Origin of the sequence: Erwinia sp. 9145, from assembly GCF_000745075.1 — a bacterium.
Taxonomy (GTDB): domain Bacteria; phylum Pseudomonadota; class Gammaproteobacteria; order Enterobacterales; family Enterobacteriaceae; genus Erwinia; species Erwinia oleae.
This window is the reverse complement of the sequence record NZ_JQNE01000001.1, coordinates 2,037,642-2,055,651: the sequence shown is the minus strand read 5'-3', so window position 1 is coordinate 2,055,651 and position 18,010 is coordinate 2,037,642. Positions and strand designations below refer to the sequence as shown.

Below are 18,010 nucleotides of genomic sequence, written 5' to 3'. Positions count from 1 at the left end.
GACGTTTACAGCGTTGAGGTGCGTGGCGGGCAGCGATCGAGTATTTCCGTGGTGCCATCGTCATTTTGCTGCTCCAGATGCACGTCAAAGCCCCAGAGACGATGTACATGCTTCAACACTTCCCTTCGCGTTTTATCCAGCGGCGCCCGATTATGCGGCACATAACGCAGCGTCAGCGAGCGATCGCCGCGCAGATTGACATCATAAACCTGAATATTCGGCTCCAGGTTACTGAGATTGTACTGCGCCGAAAGCTGCTGACGGATGGCCCGATAGCCCGCTTCATCATGAATAGCGGCAATTTCCAGATAATTATTTCGATCGTCATCCATCACCGTAAACAGGCGGAAATCACGCATGACTTTCGGTGATAAAAACTGGCTGATAAAGCTCTCATCTTTAAATTCGCGCATGGCGAAATGCAGCGTATCAAGCCAGTTGCTGCCGGCAATATCCGGGAACCAGTAGCGATCTTCTTCCGTCGGCGCTTCGCAAATGCGTTTGATGTCCTGAAACATGGCAAAACCCAACGCATAAGGATTGATGCCGTTGTACCACTGGCTGTTGTACGGCGGCTGGAAAATCACGTTTGTATGGCTGTGCAGGAACTCAAGCATGAAACGCTCGGACACCTTGCCTTCATCATAAAGGTGATTGAGGATGGTGTAGTGCCAGAACGTCGCCCAGCCTTCATTCATTACTTGCGTCTGCTTTTGTGGATAGAAATACTGGCTGACCTTGCGCACAATACGCAGGATTTCCCGCTGCCACGGCTCCAGCAGCGGCGCGTTCTTCTCCATGAAGTAGAGCAGATTTTCCTGTGGTTCAGAGGGGTAACGCGCGGCCTCAACCTGAGACTCTTCGCGATCGCGACGTGGCAGGGTACGCCACAGCGTGTTCACCTGGCTTTGCAGGTACTCTTCACGACTTTTCTGCCGTGCTTTCTCCTCCTGAAGTGAAATTTTCTGCGGGCGCTTATAGCGATCGACGCCGTAATTCATCAGCGCATGGCACGAATCAAGCAGCTTCTCCACCTCATCAATGCCGTAGCGCTCTTCGCATTCGGAAATATAGTTACGTGCAAAAATCAGGTAATCGACAATAGAGCTGGCGTCTGTCCAGCTACGAAACAGGTAGTTATTTTTAAAAAAGGAGTTATGCCCGTAGCAGGCATGCGCCATCACCAGCGCCTGCATAGTGATGGTGTTTTCTTCCATCAGGTAGGCGATACAGGGATTGGAATTAATAACAATTTCATACGCCAGACCCTGCTGCCCGTGTTTGTAGCGCTGCTCGGTTTCGATGAATTTTTTACCAAAAGACCAGTGGGCGTAGTTAATGGGCATGCCCACGCTGGAGTAGGCGTCCATCATCTGCTCTGAAGTAATCACTTCAATCTGATGAGGGTAGGTATCAAGCCGATAGAGCCGGGCAACACGATCAATTTCCGCCAGGTAAACATCAAGCAGGTCAAAGGTCCAGTCGGGCCCATCGCTGAGTCGTTTGCTGTTAGTGACAGGAACGTCAAAGATAGTTGTCATAGCGCACCTCTTTTATAAAACCGGTTTCCATCGCTGCATAGCGCAGCGGCAAAACGTCCGTTTTATCCTGAACCACCTGAAGCATCGCGTGCCGGCAGGCCAGAAATGAAGCCAATAAGCTAATGATAGTTCACTCTCTCTGATTCTTTCGGCGAATACAATGGATATATTTGGCAGGAAACAGAGTGTGGTAAGTAATTTGTTTTTTTAATGATTTAATATATTGGTTTTTCTTTTTTTAACAGCAGATAATCCTGTTTATAAGTGAAAGCTATGGCACGATAATATTGTGCTGAGCAAAGGCATCATTGGCTTTTTTAATGAGATTAACTGCTTTATAACGCCTGAAAGCGATATTAAATGGCAAACTGCATGCCGGGTATGTTCTTTATTCTTTTTTTTGGTTAAAAAGATGTGAAATGTGCCCATGCGGTAACGATCGTTTTGCGGTAGTCTTTTCATCTGACGATGCCGCTTTCAGGCAGTTTATCTCTCTGTTACAAAATCGGTGGAGCGTTATGCGAGTTGTCATTTTGGGTAGTGGCGTGGTTGGCGTCGCCAGCGCCTGGTATTTGTCTCAGGCGGGGCACGAGGTCACGGTTATTGACCGGCAGCCCGACGTGGCGCTGGAAACCAGTGCGGCAAACGCCGGGCAGATCTCACCCGGTTACGCCGCGCCATGGGCCGCGCCCGGCGTGCCGCTGAAGGCGATCAAATGGCTTTTTCAGCGTCATGCGCCGCTGGCGATCCGACCTGACGGCAGCCGCTTTCAGCTTGAGTGGATGTGGCAGATGGCGCGTAACTGCGACATGGCGCACTATCAGCAAAATAAAAGCCGCATGGTGCGTATTGCCGAGTATAGCCGTGACTGCCTGAAGTTACTGCGCCGGGAAACCGGCATCGCTTATGAAGGTCGGCAGGGCGGAACGCTTCAGGTATTTCGCACTGCGCAACAATATGAAAATGCTGCCAAAGATATTGCAGTGCTGAAAGAAGCAGGCGTGCCGTATGAACTACTGGAAGCGGAGCAGTTAGCCATCGCCGAACCAGCGCTCGCTGCGACGCGCCATAAGCTGACCGGCGGTCTGCGTTTACCTAACGATGAAACCGGCGACTGCCAGCTCTTTACCGGACGTCTGGCGGAGATGGCGAAGTCCGCAGGCGTTACCTTTCGTTTTAATACGCCTGTTGACGCGCTGTTGCAGGAAGGTAACCGTATCGTTGGCGTGCAGTGTGGCGCAGAGGTGGTCACGGCCGACGCCTTTGTGGTGGCGCTCGGATCGTTTTCCACTTCGCTGCTGAAGCCCCTGGTGAAAATTCCGGTCTATCCGCTGAAAGGCTATTCGTTAACTATTCCGATTAACAACGCACAGGCGGCGCCGGTTTCTACTGTACTGGATGAAAGCTACAAAATTGCCATCACGCGTTTTGACGACCGCATTCGCGTTGGCGGCATGGCGGAAATTGTCGGCTATAACACCGAGCTGCTGCCCGCACGACGCGAAACGCTGGAAATGGTGGTTAACGATCTCTTCCCCGGCGGCGGACACACGGCACAGGCAACCTTCTGGACCGGACTACGCCCGATGACGCCGGATGGCACGCCAATCGTTGGCCGCACGCCGCTGAATAATCTTTTTCTGAATACCGGTCATGGAACGCTCGGTTGGACGATGGCGTGCGGATCGGGTCAGCTACTTTCTGATATCATTTCCGGACGTAAACCCGCCATTGCCGCAGACGATCTGTCGGTAATGCGTTACCTGCCGGGAACCTGGCCAACGACTGGTCATACGCTGTACGGCGCCAGCCGCTAAACGTCCCTGCATTTCAGATCAGGAGAAGTTATGTCTCGTCCGACCGTCGCTACGATCGATACTCATGCGTTGCGACATAACCTGGCGGTTGCCCGTCAGGCTGCGCCCCATTCACGCGTCTGGTCCGTGGTGAAAGCAAACGCCTACGGCCACGGCCTCGATCGCGTTTGGCAAAGTTTTTCTGAAACCGACGGCTTTGCGCTGCTCAATCTTGAAGAGGCAATCCTGCTGCGTGAGCGCGGCTGGAAAAAACCCATCCTGCTGCTGGAGGGTTTTTTTGAAAGCAGCGAGCTGGCGATCCTCGACCGCTATCGCCTGACCACCAGCGTGCACAGCAACTGGCAGATTCAGGCGCTGGCCAGGGCGGAGCTTTCTGCGCCGCTGGATATTTATTTAAAAATGAACAGCGGCATGAACCGGCTCGGTTTCCAGCCAACGCAGGTGAATCACGCCTGGCAGAAGCTGCGCGCGCTGAAAAACGTTGGCGAAATAACGCTGATGGCGCATTTTGCCGAGGCAGAGAGCAGCGAAGGGATCGTTGAACCGATGCGGCGCATCAACGCCGCGGCGGAAGGGCTGGACTGCCCGCGCTCGCTGGCCAACTCCGCCGCCACGCTGTGGCACCCTGAAACGCATTATCACTGGGTGCGACCCGGCATCATTCTTTATGGCGCATCACCCAGCGGACAGTGGCGGGACATCGCCAGCTGCGGTTTGCAGCCCGCGATGACGCTCAGCAGCACGATCATTGGTATCCAGACGCTGACGGCGGGCGACGGCGTGGGCTACGGCGCGCGCTATCACGCACGTGGCGAGCAGCGCATCGGCGTGGTGGCGTGCGGTTATGCCGATGGCTATCCGCGCCATGCGCCGACCGGTACGCCGGTCTGGGTTGACGGCGTGATGACGCAGACGGTTGGCGCGATTTCAATGGATATGCTGACGATTGATTTGACGCCTTGTCCGCAGGCGGGGATCGGTAGCGCGGTCGAACTGTGGGGAAGCAACGTTCGTATTGATGACGTTGCTGCGAGCGCCGGCACGGTAGGCTACGAGTTAATGTGCGCGCTGGCGCCGCGCGTGCCGGTCACGGTCATCTAATATCAGAGCGCGGTCAGCGTGCCGCGCACTTTTTTACTGCACAGCCAGGCGAGGCCGGTCAGTATCGCGCCCGCCGCCATCATCAGGCCGAGCGCCGATTTTTCCGCCAGCGGCAACATCATTACCAGCAGGCCACCGCCCGCGCCGCCCGCCATCTGAATAAAACCGGCCAACGCAGACGCCACGCCTGCCTGCTGCTGCCAGGGTTCCAGCGCATAGCTGGTCGCCGGGCCAACGGTAAAGGCCAGACCGGCGACGGCCACCGCGACCGGCAGCATATAGAGCGCCCAGTGCGACTGCCAGGCGTCAGGAAGAAACCCTGCGCCCGCCATCAGCATCACCGCGCCCAGCGCCATTGCCACACTGCCGATAAACAGGCAAACCGGCCTGCCAACCTTACGGATCATTTTATTTACCAGCACGCTGACCAGCATGATCCAGAAGCCGTTGGCGCCGAAGGCAATGGAAAATTGCAGGGCGGTGAGCTTTCCTTCCATCATCAGCACCTGTGGCGCGAGGGAAACATAGGTCAACACCATGCCCAGCGCGCCGGCATTCGCAAAAGCAAAGGCAAGAAAGCGCGGCTGGCTGAGTATTTGCCCATACTGCTTCAGCGGCAATCCCTTAACGCGCAGCGTATCCGCCGGACGCGTTTCCGGTAAAAAGAAAATCACCAGCAGGCCAATCAGTAATGCATAGCCGGTCAGAAACCAGAAGGGTGCCCGCCAGCCGAAAGCCTCAGCCAGAAAGCCGCCCAGCATCGGCGCCAGCGCCGGAACAATGTTCAGCGCGCCGTTAAGAAAGCCATAGGCGCGGGCCGCTTCTTCGCCATCCAGACGATCGCGCACGCCGCTGAACGCCACGACAGCGGTGCAGCACACCGCGCAGCCTTGTACCACCCGGGCCGACAGAAACTGTGGCCAGCCGCTGGCGGTAGCGGCAAGGATGCTACCAATGAGATAAAGAAGCAGCCCGGCCAGCGCCAGCGGCTTTCTTCCCAGATTATCAACCAGCGGCCCGGCAACCAGTTGCCCAAGCCCCATCACCAGCAGGAAAAGCGGAATGGTGGTCTGAATATTGCTGACCGGCGTGTTCAGGCCCAGCGCGATCTCAGGCAGCGTGGGCAGATAGAGATCGATGCCCAGCGGCGCCAGCAGCACCAGGGTCAGAAGAAGTAGCGTGAATTTTTGCATCGTGCGTGATGACGTCCATTAAACAGCAAGCCGGACAGGGTAAGGATTACGGCGGGAAAAGAAAAGGGGAGAAGAAAGAAATAGTCACCTGAGAAAAAAACCGCGCCCTGATAAGGGCGCGGTTTATGCAGGCGACTTAGTAAGCACCGTCACGACGCAGTACAACGCCTGCGGTTTTAAACAGGATGGCGATGTCTGTCCACAGCGCCCAGTTTTTAACATACCAGGAGTCGAAGTAGACGCGGGTGTCGTAATCGATATCGTTACGTCCGCTCACCTGCCACAGACCGGTCATACCCGGTTTGGCCATCAGGTAATAGTCAACATCGCCGGCATAACGCTCCAGTTCCGCTTCGATTACCGGACGTGGCCCTACCAGGCTCATCTCACCACGGATCACGTTCCACAACTGCGGCAGCTCATCAAGGCTGGTCTTGCGCAGGAATGCGCCGATTTTCGTGACGCGTGGATCGTTTTTCAGCTTAAAGTCTTTATCCCACTCTGCGCGCGCCTCTTCGCTGGTGGCGAGCAGTTCAGCCAGCACTTCCTGCGAGTTGGTTACCATCGAACGGAATTTCAGGCATTTAAATTTCTTGCCGTCCTGACCCACACGTTCATGACCGTAAATTTTGTTACCGCCATCACGACCGACCATCCAGCAGATCAGGCCAAAGGCCGGCGCCAGGAACAACAGCAGCATTGACGCAACCACCACGTCGAAGGTGCGTTTCAGGAAGCGTGATGAACGCTTCGCCAGATTATTGCTGACGCGAAGGATCATTACCTCATGGCTGAAGATATAAGACATATCCGTACCGTAGAGCGGCACGCCGCGCAGGGTAGGGATCACAGACACGGAGCGACATTTCTTCTTCGACAGCAGTTTAAGCCACTGATCGCGCATCGTCTGCTGCTCATACTCCATCGCCACGATGAACTGCGTGTTCTCCAGATCGACCGTATCCCACACGATATCTTTCGCTGTGATAACCGGAACGCCATTAAGATGCTCGGCGCCGCCGTGTCCATTGGAAGCGACGAAGGCTTTCACTTCATAGCCGAGGATCTCTTCGCTTTGCAGCGCAGCATAGGCTTCACGCGCATTTTTACCCGAACCGATAATAATGGTCTGCTTCTGCCACTGGCCTGCTTTCATGATCGCCTGCTTAACGCTGGCGCGCAGCAGCGGAACCAGAATCAGCGCATAGACCCAGGTGAAGCTCCACAGCATGCGTGAAAAATCCCATTTGGAGAAGGCAATGAGCGCCAGATCCAGCAGCGAAAATATCACCAGCGTTTTAATAATTTCTTTTAATTCAAACCAGAATGGCTTGCGGTAGGTGTAATGGCGCAGCCGCATCCAGAACCAGGCGGTGCACACTACCGACATGACAAACTGCGCAATAAAGCGCACCTGTACTTCCTGTGGGGGAATAAAAACATCCAGATTTCCCCAAATAGCCCGTACGGTTGCGGCGGATAAAAATAGCGCCAGGTTAATAGAAATTAAATCTGAAAGACTGAGTGCGACTTTTGCAATAATGTTTTTCCGCGTACCGCTAAATGTACGGCTGCGGTTATTTAAAACCAAGGTACTTGCCATAATGCCTGCTCTCTTTGAGTGAGGAATGAGTGACCTGACGAAGATCAAGCATGCGTTCAGGAGTATGGGTATTGAAGTTTATTCCTTTATCTTCAATTAATTAATTCTTATTACTTTCCGCGATGTTTAACATCTACAATAATTAAAACATATGACAGAAATATTTTATGCGGCTTCATCCCTGTAGCGAGATGAGTATGCAGGAGTTATTACCGTGAGTTAATACGGGTTATTCCTAAAAACAGTCTTATTTTTATATTCAGATATCGGGCATATATATGAAATAAGCGAAGCGGAAAATCAGGATAATTCTGTATTTATGTGAAAAAGATTAAAGCAGAGGCAAAAAAAACGCCGCGAATAATCGCGGCGGCGGTAATCAAGCTGGTTTTTTTAACACCCAGCGGTCCTGCTGTTTATCGTAATGATCGATTGCAAGATCAACAGGTTCGCCGTCAATCCAGGCGGGAACGCTGGTCTGGTCGTCCCATCCGTCGAGCTGATAGCTCAGGCCAGGATTGGTGTTGCAGGGAATGCTGACCGTATCGACATTCTGCGCGTCCATCTCTGCATCGATGATTTCATAGCGACCAATCTTTACGACATGACCCATGATATTCTCCCTTCAGAACTAACAAGTTCTCTAAGCCTGGTCGTCAATGCACAGAAATACAAGGCGCGGGTGCCAGGATTATTCCTTCTCTTCAGCCACGCGCACGCCAATTTTGACAATTTCATTGTCTTCTTTTTCAGCAACGGTCCAAATCATATTTTTCCATTCCACCTGATCGCCTACCACTGGCGCGCCGCCAATCATACCTGCCACCAGCTGACCCAGCGTTTGTCGGTCGTTAAATCCTTCTTCAAGCTCGATGCCGTAAATCTCAGAAACGTCATGCAGGCGCGCATCTGCCTGAAGAATAAAATCGCCGAAAAAACGTTGATCGAGGGCAACCGGCGGAGACTGGCTGAATAACTTGCCTAACGCGGGCAAATCGCGTTCGCGTCCGATAATGCAGAGCACGTCGCCTTCTTTGAGACGTGTATTACCGGTTGGATGCAACAGCAGATTATCGCGAAACAGGGCGGCAATGCGCGTTTCGCGCGGCATTTTCAGATCGCGCAGGGCGGCGCCGACGCACCATTTGTCGGCGCCAAGCTGGTAAACAAACTGCTCCCACGGGTTTTCCGGGTGAATGTCCAGACCCACACGGGAGACGGGCGACGCGGTGGGCGGCACCACCACTTTCGCCTTGCGGGCCGCAAAGCCCAGTGAGGTACCCTGAACCATCAGCGACACCAGCACCACAAAGAAAGCAATATTAAAGAACAGCGAGGCGTGCGCAATGCCCGCCATCATCGGGAATACCGCAAGAATAATCGGCACCGCGCCGCGCAGGCCTACCCAACTGATAAACCAGCGCTCACGGGTGGTAAAGCCGCGGAAAGGCAGCAGGCCGACCATAATCGACAGCGGTCGCGCAATCAAAATCAGCCACAGAGACAGCAGCATTGCCGGCAGCGCAATGTTCCACAAATCGCTGGGATTAACCAGCAGCCCAAGCACCAGGAACATGCCTATCTGGCTCAGCCACGCCATGCCGTCAAAGGTTTGCAAAATACCGTGACGGCTGCGAACAGGCGAGTTGCCCAACAGAAAACCGCACAGGTAAACGGCCAGGATGCCACTGCCTTCCAGAACGGTTGTCAGGGCGAAGACCAGAATGCCGCCGCTCAGCGCCAGCAGCGGATAGAGGCCGCCCGGCAGGGGAACACGATTAATTAACTGCTGGAGCGCCCAGCCGCCGCCGAGGCCGAGCACGATGCCGAGGCCAAACTGCTGGATCAGATGCACAACGAACATCCCGCTCAGGCCGGTCTGGCCCTGCTGGATCATCTCAATCAGCGTAATAGTGAGAAACACCGCCATCGGATCGTTACTGCCGGATTCAATCTCCAGCGTGGCGCTGACGCGTTCATTCAGCCCTTTTCCGCCCAGCAGCGAGAAGACCGCTGCCGCATCGGTTGAACCAATAATGGCGCCGACCAGAAAGCCTTCAATCATATCGAGGTTGAACAGCCATGCCGCAGCCATGCCGGTTAATCCTGCGGTAATCAGTACGCCGACCGTTGCCAGCGAGAGCGCCGGGCCAAGCGCCACTTTGAATGAGCTGGCCTGAGTGCGCATACCACCGTCAAGCAGGATCACCGCCAGCGCCAGGTTACTGATCAGATAGGCCGCAGGATAGTTATCAAAAGCGATGCCGCCAATGCCATCACTGCCTGCCAGCATGCCAAGAAAAAGGAAGATAACCAGAATCGGGATGCCAAGCCGGGAAGAAAAAGAACTGAGTAAGATACTCGCGGCTACCAGCACGGAACCGATAATGAACAAACTATAAATTGCGCTGGCTTCCAAAGTGCTTCACTCCTGTAGGATTAACGGCAGATTATGTCAGTGTGGGGTAAAAGTGCGCCGAATGTCAAAAGAGTAACGCATCTTGTTGACGATTCAGTGAAGTTTTGTGCTTATAAAATAAAGTAGCACGCAGAAGGCAGCGTTAAAAGGCGGCGGGGAGCAAGGAATAGTACGTTATTTAAAGGATTGATTGCCAAAAACAGACGGCACCACTGTTTTTTGCGCTCGACGATAAAATAAGGAGGGCAGCCAGCCTGAATTCACTGGCTGCAATGAACCGTTAATAACTCTCTTCGGCCTGCTTATGAAACAGTTCCCGAAACACCGGATAGATATCCTCCGGCTCACGGATGTGCTGAATGGCAAAGTTATCAAATACCGCCTGAAGATGTTCATATTCCCGCCAGAGCGTCTGATGCGCGCGACGGGTGATCTCAATATAACTGTAATAGCGCACCACCGGCAGAATGTTTTTTGTCAGGATCTCATGGCAAAGCGGCGAATCGTCCGCCCAGTTATCGCCATCAGAGGCCTGTGCGGCATAAATATTCCACAGAGCCGGATCGTAGCGCTCTTTAACCACCTCATCCATCAGCTTCAGGGCGCTGGAGACAATAGTGCCGCCGGTTTCCTGCGAGTAGAAAAACTCCTGCTCGTCGACCTCTTTCGCCTGCGTGTGATGGCGAATATAGACCACATCCACATTTTTGTAGGTACGGCTGAGAAACAGGTAGAGCAGAATATAAAACCGTTTCGCCATATCCTTCGTGGCCTGATCCATCGAGCCGGAAACGTCCATCAGACAAAACATCACCGCCTGGCTTGACGGCTCCGGGCGTTTTTCGAAATTCTTATAACGCAGGTCGAAGGTGTCGATGAAGGGCACGCGTTTAATGCGCGCGCGCAGTTCGGCAATCTCTTTACGCAGGCGCTCCTCTTCGAGAAGCTGTGCCGGTTCGCTCTTTTCAACGTCCGCCAGCGCTTCTTCAAGTTCACCGAGCATTCTTCGCTTGCCCGCGGTCATCGCCGTACGTCGCGCCAGCGAATTTTGCAGCGAGCGAACCACGCTGATGTTGGCCGGCACGCCGTTTGAGGTGTAGCCGGCGCGATGCACTTTGTATTGATTGAGCTGACGATGCTGATTTTTCTTCAGATTAGGCAGTGCCAGATCTTCGAATAACAGATCGAGATACTCATCTTTTGAGATATTAAAGACGAATTCGTCCTGGCCTTCGCCGTCCTGGCTCGCATTACCCTGACCGCTTCCGCCGCTGCCACCACCGCCCTGAGGCCGCTCCACACGATCGTTTTGTACAAAGTGATCGTTGCCCGGATGGACACGGTGACGCTGACCGCCGCGTCCCTGATGAAAGATGGGCTCATTGATATCATCAATCGGGATGGAAACGGATTCACCACTTTCAGTATCGGTTACCGAACGCTTATTAATGGCCTCGGAAATCGACTGCTTGATTTGCGACTTGTAGCGGCGCAAAAAGCGCTGGCGATTAACCGCGCTTTTATTTTTGCCGTTGAGACGCCGATCGATAAAATAGGCCATAGATCCCCCACACAACGTTGCAAACCGAGCCAGACGATATCTGGCTCGTGAGCATGAATGCCGCTATCACGACGATTTTCTGACGCGCAAATACCATTCACACAGCAGGCGAACCTGTTTGCGCGTATAGCCTTTTTCCATCATGCGGTCGACAAAGTCATCATGTTTTTTCTGCTCGTCGGTTGACGTTTTGGTGTTAAACGAAATAACCGGCAGTAACTCTTCGGTATTAGAGAACATTTTCTTCTCAATAACCGTGCGTAGTTTTTCGTAGCTGGTCCAGTTGGGATTACGTCCGCTATTATGCGCGCGTGCCCGCAGCACAAAATTGACAATTTCATTACGGAAGTCTTTCGGATTACTGATCCCGGCGGGCTTCTCAATTTTTTCCAGTTCAGCGTTAAGCGATTCACGATCGAAAAGCTGGCCGGTGTCCGGGTCGCGATACTCCTGGTCCTGAATCCAGAAGTCCGCATAGGTCACGTAGCGGTCGAAAATGTTCTGACCGTATTCGGAATAGGATTCAAGATAGGCGGTCTGGATCTCTTTTCCGATAAACTCGGCGTATTTCGGGATCAGATAGCCTTTCAGGTGCTCCAGGTATTTTTCCGCCAGATCCTGCGGGAACTGTTCGCGCTCGATTTGCCGTTCAAGCACATAGAAGAGATGCACCGGGTTGGCGGCCACTTCGGTATGATCGAAGTTAAATACCCGCGACAGAATTTTAAACGCGAATCGGGTCGAGAGGCCGTTCATGCCTTCGTCCACGCCTGCGTAGTCGCGGTACTCCTGATAAGATTTTGCCTTGGGATCGGTATCCTTCAGGCTTTCGCCGTCGTAAACGCGCATTTTTGAGTAGGTGCTGGAGTTTTCCGGCTCCTTAAGACGCGACAGGATAGTAAAGCGAGCCAGGGTTTCCAGCGTGCCGGGCGCGCATGGCGCATGCGTCAACTCGCTGTGGTTAAGCAGCTTATCGTAAATCTTGATCTCTTCCGACACGCGCAGGCAATAAGGCACCTTGACGATATAGACGCGGTCAAGGAAGGCTTCATTGTTCTTATTGTTGCGGAAAGTCACCCATTCGGATTCGTTGGAGTGCGCCAGTATGATGCCGTTAAACGGCAGGGCAGAGATACCTTCCGTCCCGTTGTAATTCCCTTCCTGCGTGGCGGTCAGCAGCGGATGCAGCACCTTGATGGGCGCCTTAAACATCTCGACAAATTCCATCACGCCCTGGTTTGCCCGACACAACGCGCCCGAATAGCCGTAGGCATCGGGATCGTTCTGCGCATGATTCTCCAGCTTACGGATATCAACTTTCCCTACCAGCGCAGAGATGTCCTGATTGTTTTCATCGCCCGGTTCTGTTTTCGCGATAGCAAGCTGTTCCAGGATGGAAGGCCATACTTTCACCACTTTAAAGCGGGAGATATCCCCACCAAAATCGTGCAGGCGCTTCGCTGCCCAGGGCGACATAATCGTGCCCAGGTAACGGCGCGGTACGCCGTACTCTTTCTCAAGAATATTCGCGTCTTCCTGCGGGTTAAACAGACAGAGCGGATGATCGTTGACCGGACTGCGCTCACCGTCCGCGCTCAACACATAAATCGGTACGCGCTGCATCAACGATTTAAGACGCTCGGCCAGCGAGGATTTACCGCCGCCCACCGGGCCGAGAAGATAAAGGATCTGTTTCTTCTCTTCCAGCCCCTGCGCAGCATGTTTCAGGTAAGAGACAATCTGCTCAATCGCCTCTTCCATACCGTAAAATTCTTCAAAGGCAGGATAGCGCCCGATAACGCGATTGGAGAAGAGGCGGGAAAGGCGAGGCTCCAGTGCTGTGTCGACCATAACCGGCTCGCCAATAGCCATTAACAGTCGTTCTGCCGCATTGGCGTAGGCACTACGGTCCTGCCGACAGATAGTAAGAAATTCCTGTAATGTGAACTCTTCGTCCTTGGCAGCCTCATAACGCTGACGATAATGATCGAATATATTCATGGCGATGCCCGTCCTTTCGTTTATAGCACAGGTACCAGGAGCCTAAGTTATGCGAGCCCCTGAAGGAACTTATAAAAGAGTACAGCAACCCTTATGCCAACCTGACTTATTATCGGGAACACAAATCTGAGAGTTACTCTGCTCATCAAAACCTGAGGTCATTCATTTAAGCGTAGATGGCATTTAAGAAATTTCCTGAGTTACTGGCTATTTCATATGCAATTTCAATAACAAAGTTAAATTCCTGCAAAGGGATAACCTTGACTGACGCGGGCTGCGGGAAAATTGTAAAAAAGGCTTTGCAGCGATTATCCTTGCAGAAGCTGATGCTAAATGCGACGAAACATGTAAAGATTTAACCTTACCGCCAGCGGCAGTAAAACTGGCCTGTCTGATTGTTATATTTATGGAATGAATTAATTGTGAACTATTTCAAACTTAGCGCCCTGACCGTTCTTTTCTCAACGGGTTTCGCTGCCAGCGTTGTGCAGGCCGAGCCGGTCAGCCTTGGAGCCTCCGTTGTCTACAGCGAAAGCCCGTATAAAGGAGGGGACAGCCGTTATTTGCCACTGCCGCTGATCAACTATGATGGCGACAGTTTCTATATTCATGGTTTTCAGGCGGGTTACTATTTGTGGAAAGATCAGGAGGATCAGCTTTCACTCACCATACTGGGTTCCCCCCAGCAGTTTGATACTGACGACACGGACAATAAACAGCTTAAACAGCTTGATAATCGTCACATGACCGCGCTGGCTGGCGCAACCTGGCGACATAACGCCGAGTGGGGCACCGTGCGTACCACGGTAGCGGCTGACGTACTGGATAACAGCAACGGCTACATCTGGGATCTGGCCTACCTCTATCGTTTCCAGTTTGGACAACTCTCCGTTACGCCTGGTATTGGCGCGGTTTACAGCAGCGAAAACCAGAATGACTATTACTATGGCGTCTCTAAACGAGAATCCCGTCGCAGCGGCCTCGCCAGCTACGATGCGGACGATAGCTGGAATCCTTACCTTGAGCTGACCACTATTTATGCCATCAATGAGAGCTGGAATGCTACCCTGGCCGGCCGCTATACGCGCCTGAGCGATGAGGTGAAAGACAGCCCGATGGTCGATCAGAGTTCGCAGCTCACCGTATGGACAGGCATCAGCTACACCTTCTGATGCACTGTTAAAGGGCATCCGCGCCCTGTTTTTTCACTCAGTAAACCTCCGGGAGGATCCATGGCTCATACGATCGGCTTTACCCATGACGTGGCGCTACCCGCTATCGGCCAGGGCACCTGGTACATGGGTGAAAATGCCCATCAGCGTAAAAGCGAAGTGGCCGCGCTTCAGTGCGGTCTCGATTTGGGGCTGACGGTCATTGATACGGCCGAAATGTACGCTGACGGCGGCGCGGAAGAGGTAGTGGGCGAGGCGTTAAAGGGCAGACGCGACAGCGCCTGGCTGGTATCAAAAGTCTATCCGTGGAATGCGGGCCATAGTGATGCGATTAACGCCTGCGAGCGCAGCCTGGCGAGGTTGAAAACCGATTACCTCGATCTCTACCTTCTCCACTGGCGCGGCGGCGTGCCGCTGGAAGAAACCATTCGCGCGATGGAAACTCTCCAGCAGCAGGGTAAAATCCGGCGCTGGGGCGTCTCCAACTTTGACAGCGACGATATGAAATCGCTGCTGAATGAACGGGGCGGCGAAGCCTGCGCGGCAAATCAGGTGCTTTACCATCTTGCTTCCAGAGGCATTGAATACGATCTTTTACCGCTGTGCCGTGAGCGGGCGATGCCGGTAATGGCCTATTGCCCGTTGGCGCAGGCGGGCCGTTTACGGCATGACCTGATGACGCACGTAAAATTAAACGAAATTGCCCGGCAAAAAGGCGTAAGCGTGGCGCAACTGCTGCTTGCGTGGGTCATTCGTGAAGAAGGGGTGATGGCAATTCCAAAGGCCGGTTCAATACAGCATGTAAAGGAAAACGCCGCTGCGCTTGATATTACCCTGACCAGGACGGAGCGGGAGACGATCGATCGGGCCTTTCCTGCACCCGATCGTAAATTGCCGTTGGATATCGTTTAAGGCGTGCAATCAGCCTTTACGAATGCGAAAGGTGGTCGCCAGGCGTGAAGGCGCTTCGGCCGCGCTGATCATCGGCGTTGAAACGTGCGCCGTCTCAACGCAGACCATCGTTTTGTAGCCTTCATTCGGCATATCGCCCATGCTGCACGACAGTGCCGGGCCGGGGTTCCACGTTACCACATCGCTGTGGTAGTGGTGATAGATCTCCAGCGTGCGCCTGCCTGCCGTATCAACGATCACGCTACAGTCTTCCGGCTGGGTATGAATGCGGTCGACACGATCCGGATAGGTTTGCTTACCGTTTTCGGACGCGCCTTCAACACCGCCGTTTACTTTATCGATGTAGTGCTTGCCAAGGCCGCTGACCTCAACGCCGGCAATATCCGCCACGGCAAAATAGCTGTGCAGCGCTGCCGTTGCCTCAAACTCGCCGTGCGCTTCCAGCTCGATTTCGCAGCGATCGCTGAAGCGATAGCGGGCAAGCAGCGTAAAGTCGTGGGGCCACAGTTTCTTTGTTTGTTCACTGCTTTCCAGCACAAAAGTCAGCACCACGCTCTCTTCGTTTTCATCATGGGCGGAAAGCGTCCACGGCAGATTGCGGGCAAAACCGTGTGCGGGTTCACCCGCAGGGCCGAACCAGGGCCAGCAGATTGGTACGCCGCCGCGAATGGCCTTGCCGTTGGCAAAGGCGGTTTTTTCGCTCAGCCAGATAACCGGGGCTTCACCTGCGGGCTGCCAGTCAATAAGCTGTGCGCCCTGAAGCGTGACTGCGGCGCGGACCTTTGGATGAACAATAGTAATAACCGGCAGTTCGCCGACAAGGCGTTGAGAAATGTAAGGCGTGATTTGTTCAATAACGGGGAGCGAGAAGAGTTTTTCGTTCATGAGTCACCCTGCTATAAAAAAAGGCGACCGAAGTCGCCTCAGAGAATGGCATCACATCGCTTATTTAGAGATGTGTGCGATCAGATCGAGAACCTTGTTAGAGTAACCGGTTTCGTTATCGTACCAGGAAACCAGCTTAACAAAGGTGTCGCTCAGCGCGATACCGGCTTTCGCATCAAATACGGAAGTCAGGGTTTCGCCGTTGAAATCGGTAGAAACCACTTCGTCTTCGGTGTAACCCATAACGCCTTTCAGTTCACCTTCAGCGGCAGCTTTGATGGCTTCACAAATTTCTTTGTAAGAAGCAGGCTTCGCCAGACGTGCAGTCAGGTCAACCACGGAAACGTTAGGGGTAGGTACGCGGAAAGACATACCGGTCAGTTTACCGTTCAGCTCAGGGATCACTTTACCTACGGCTTTAGCAGCGCCGGTAGAAGAAGGGATGATGTTCTGAGAAGCGCCACGGCCGCCGCGCCAGTCTTTGTGAGATGGGCCGTCAACGGTTTTCTGCGTTGCAGTGGTCGCGTGAACGGTGGTCATCAGGCCTTCAACGATACCGAATTTGTCGTTGATGACTTTAGCCAGCGGCGCCAGGCAGTTAGTGGTACAAGAGGCGTTAGAAACGATCTCCTGACCCGCGTAAGATTTGTGGTTCACGCCCATAACAAACATTGGGGTGTCATCTTTAGATGGACCGGTCAGAACGACTTTCTTCGCGCCTGCCTGAATGTGTTTACGTGCGGTTTCATCGGTCAGGAAGATGCCGGTTGCTTCAGCAACAACGTCAACGCCGATTTCGCCCCATTTCAGGTTAGCCGGATCTCTTTCAGCGGTAACACGGATGGTTTTGCCGTTAACAACCAACTGGCCGTCTTTAACTTCTACGGTGCCGTCGAAACGACCGTGAGTAGAGTCAAATTTCAGCATGTAAGCCATGTACTCTGCGTCCAGAAGATCGTTGATGGCAACGATTTCGATGTCAGAACGCTGCTGAGCAGCACGGAAAACGATGCGACCAATACGGCCAAAACCGTTGATACCTACTTTGATAGTCATATATTCCACCAGCTATTTGTTAGTGAATAAAAGGTTGCCTGTAAAATTACAAAAACCTTGCCAGGCGTCAAGCGGAATCGCTTCAACTGTTGCGGCAAATCAAATCCTCAGCGAGGAATAGTTGCCCAAAAAGGCGGTTCGCAATGACTTCTGGGCACTGATCTTGGGCCGACCGGACAAAATATAAAGGGGGGAAAGGTAAAAAGAGTGATGTACTTCACATTTTATCTTCCGCGCTGCCTTCAGATTCTGCCTGGAAGAAAAAATTCCCCTGATCTTGTTAAGCATTTGTTAGAATAGTAGCTGAAATTTTCAGATTTACACGGCGAGAGAGCGGTAAAAATGGCCAAAGACATCCTGAAACCTGAAACCGATTTAACCGAAATCCAGCACTACGTTACGCAGCAGCGTGGAACGGAGCCGCCTTTTTCCGGCAAGCTCCTGCACAATAAAGGCGAGGGCATTTATCACTGCCTGGTGTGCAACGCGCCGCTGTTCTTATCCGAAAGCAAATACGAGTCCGGCTGTGGCTGGCCCAGCTTCTATCAGCCTTATCAGGACGAGGCGATCCGTTACCTGGAAGATGATTCGCATGGCATGCAGCGTACGGAAATCCGCTGTGGAACCTGCGACGCTCATCTGGGGCACGTATTTCCTGACGGCCCGCAGCCCACCGGCGAACGCTTTTGCGTCAACTCCGCTTCGTTAAGCTTCACCGATGATGATGGCAATAACATTAAAGGCTGAAC

At 53.2% G+C, this 18,010-nt stretch carries 14 protein-coding genes; 5 read left to right on the top strand and 9 right to left on the bottom strand.

The features are described 5' to 3' along the window. Positions 1 to 5 precede the first annotated feature (5 nt). Positions 6 to 1,541: a SpoVR family protein gene (locus FA91_RS09970; RefSeq protein ID WP_034915252.1), complete on the bottom strand. Its 1,536-nt coding sequence runs from the start codon at positions 1,539 to 1,541 to the stop codon at positions 6 to 8. 518 nt (positions 1,542 to 2,059) lie between these two features. Between FA91_RS09970 and FA91_RS09965 the strand changes: the two genes are divergently transcribed. Together FA91_RS09965 and dadX are read left to right on the top strand one after the other, a co-directional pair. Continuing rightward, a complete protein-coding gene (locus tag FA91_RS09965; protein ID WP_034919191.1) occupies positions 2,060 to 3,358 on the top strand; it encodes a D-amino acid dehydrogenase in 1,299 nt (432 codons plus the stop codon). A 30-nt stretch (positions 3,359 to 3,388) separates the two neighbouring features. Beyond that, positions 3,389 to 4,459 (top strand): catabolic alanine racemase DadX, encoded by a 1,071-nt coding sequence (dadX, locus tag FA91_RS09960; protein WP_034915249.1) that lies wholly within the window; start codon positions 3,389 to 3,391, stop codon positions 4,457 to 4,459. 2 nt (positions 4,460 to 4,461) lie between these two features. Here dadX and FA91_RS09955 read toward each other — a convergent pair whose 3' ends face one another. The 6 genes from FA91_RS09955 to yeaG all read right to left on the bottom strand — a co-directional run bounded on the left by FA91_RS09955 (position 4,462) and on the right by yeaG (position 13,236). Continuing rightward, positions 4,462 to 5,652 carry a multidrug effflux MFS transporter gene (locus FA91_RS09955; RefSeq protein ID WP_034915247.1) on the bottom strand — a complete coding sequence of 397 codons (1,191 nt, stop codon included), beginning with the start codon at positions 5,650 to 5,652 and terminating at the stop codon, positions 4,462 to 4,464. A 136-nt stretch (positions 5,653 to 5,788) separates the two neighbouring features. Beyond that, complete coding sequence (gene wbaP / locus FA91_RS09950; protein ID WP_034915245.1) at positions 5,789 to 7,255, bottom strand: undecaprenyl-phosphate galactose phosphotransferase WbaP; 1,467 nt, start codon at positions 7,253 to 7,255, stop codon at positions 5,789 to 5,791. A gap of 379 nt (positions 7,256 to 7,634) precedes the next feature. Next, on the bottom strand, positions 7,635 to 7,868 hold the full coding sequence (locus tag FA91_RS09945; protein WP_034915242.1) for a DUF1480 family protein: 234 nt from the start codon (positions 7,866 to 7,868) through the stop codon (positions 7,635 to 7,637). A 78-nt stretch (positions 7,869 to 7,946) separates the two neighbouring features. Beyond that, positions 7,947 to 9,674, bottom strand: coding sequence for a potassium/proton antiporter (locus FA91_RS09940; RefSeq protein ID WP_034915240.1), 1,728 nt, complete (start codon positions 9,672 to 9,674; stop codon positions 7,947 to 7,949). Positions 9,675 to 9,954: 280 nt separating this feature from the next. Beyond that, positions 9,955 to 11,235, bottom strand: a complete 1,281-nt coding sequence (locus tag FA91_RS09935) for a YeaH/YhbH family protein (protein ID WP_034915239.1) — start codon at positions 11,233 to 11,235, stop codon at positions 9,955 to 9,957. A gap of 66 nt (positions 11,236 to 11,301) precedes the next feature. Beyond that, entirely contained in the window at positions 11,302 to 13,236 is a 1,935-nt protein-coding gene (gene yeaG / locus FA91_RS09930; protein WP_034915237.1) for a protein kinase YeaG, read from the bottom strand. Between the two features lie 422 nt (positions 13,237 to 13,658). Between yeaG and FA91_RS09925 the strand changes: the two genes are divergently transcribed. Continuing rightward, the gene (locus FA91_RS09925) at positions 13,659 to 14,408 is read left to right on the top strand and encodes a MipA/OmpV family protein (RefSeq protein ID WP_034915234.1); all 750 of its coding nucleotides are present in this window, start codon (positions 13,659 to 13,661) and stop codon (positions 14,406 to 14,408) included. Positions 14,409 to 14,468: 60 nt separating this feature from the next. Then, positions 14,469 to 15,320, top strand: a complete 852-nt coding sequence (locus FA91_RS09920) for an aldo/keto reductase (protein ID WP_034915232.1) — start codon at positions 14,469 to 14,471, stop codon at positions 15,318 to 15,320. Positions 15,321 to 15,329: 9 nt separating this feature from the next. Here the strand turns inward: FA91_RS09920 and FA91_RS09915 are convergent, their stop codons facing one another. Then, the gene (locus FA91_RS09915; RefSeq protein WP_034915230.1) at positions 15,330 to 16,205 is read right to left on the bottom strand and encodes a D-hexose-6-phosphate mutarotase; all 876 of its coding nucleotides are present in this window, start codon (positions 16,203 to 16,205) and stop codon (positions 15,330 to 15,332) included. Between the two features lie 60 nt (positions 16,206 to 16,265). After that, positions 16,266 to 17,261, bottom strand: a complete 996-nt coding sequence (gene gapA, locus FA91_RS09910) for a glyceraldehyde-3-phosphate dehydrogenase (protein ID WP_034915227.1) — start codon at positions 17,259 to 17,261, stop codon at positions 16,266 to 16,268. 342 nt (positions 17,262 to 17,603) lie between these two features. Between gapA and msrB the strand changes: the two genes are divergently transcribed. Next, entirely contained in the window at positions 17,604 to 18,008 is a 405-nt protein-coding gene (gene msrB, locus FA91_RS09905; RefSeq protein WP_034915224.1) for a peptide-methionine (R)-S-oxide reductase MsrB, read from the top strand. The last annotated feature ends 2 nt before the right edge of the window (positions 18,009 to 18,010 follow it).